Source organism: Actinomycetota bacterium (genome assembly GCA_005888325.1).
Lineage (GTDB): Bacteria > Actinomycetota > Acidimicrobiia > Acidimicrobiales > AC-14 > AC-14.
In genome coordinates, this window is sequence record VAWU01000017.1 from 36,319 (window position 1) to 36,884 (window position 566).

Genomic DNA, 566 nt, shown 5'->3' on the forward strand with positions numbered 1-566 from the left:
TCGAGCGCGACGCGGAGCTCGAGACGTGCGAGGTGGGCGCCGAGGCACAAGTGGTTGCCCGCACCGAAGGCGAGGTGACCTTGAAGCGCAGCGGGTCGTTGTCGGGATCGGAGCCGGTGAGGGTCACCGTGGCGGTGGACCCTGTGTTGACGGACACCGACTGGGCGTTCGCCACCGGCGGGTGCTCGCTCACGGTCCAGGTCCGCACGGCCGGGCTCAGGTCGGTGTTGCCGGCGGTATCGGTGGCGGCCACCTCGAAGGTGTGTGAGGCGGAGCTCAGGTTCGAGTAGCTCTTCGGCGACGTGCAACTGGCGAACGAGGACCCGTCGAGGCGACACCGGAAGGTCGAGCCCGGTTCGGTGGCCGAGAAGGTGAAGGTGGCCGAGGTGCTGCTCACGGAGCCGGATGGGCCCGAGTCGATGGTGGTGTCGGGGGGCGTCGCGTCGGCGCTTCCAGACATGTCGAGGACGAAGACCGCGTACTTGAGGGGATCATTCGACGATCGCGCGTCGTAACCGTCGAGCACGAAGAACTGATTGCCGACGCGCTCGACCGCGCGGCTGTCG

General features: G+C 68.2%; 2 pseudogenes (1 of these 2 running past the window's edge). Both read right to left on the reverse strand.

Annotated elements, in window-relative coordinates:
* Positions 1–83 (reverse strand): annotated as a pseudogene (locus E6G06_03825) (cytochrome P450).
* A gap of 408 nt (positions 84–491) precedes the next feature.
* A pseudogene (locus E6G06_03830) lies at positions 492–566 on the reverse strand (hypothetical protein) (it continues 792 nt past the right edge of the window).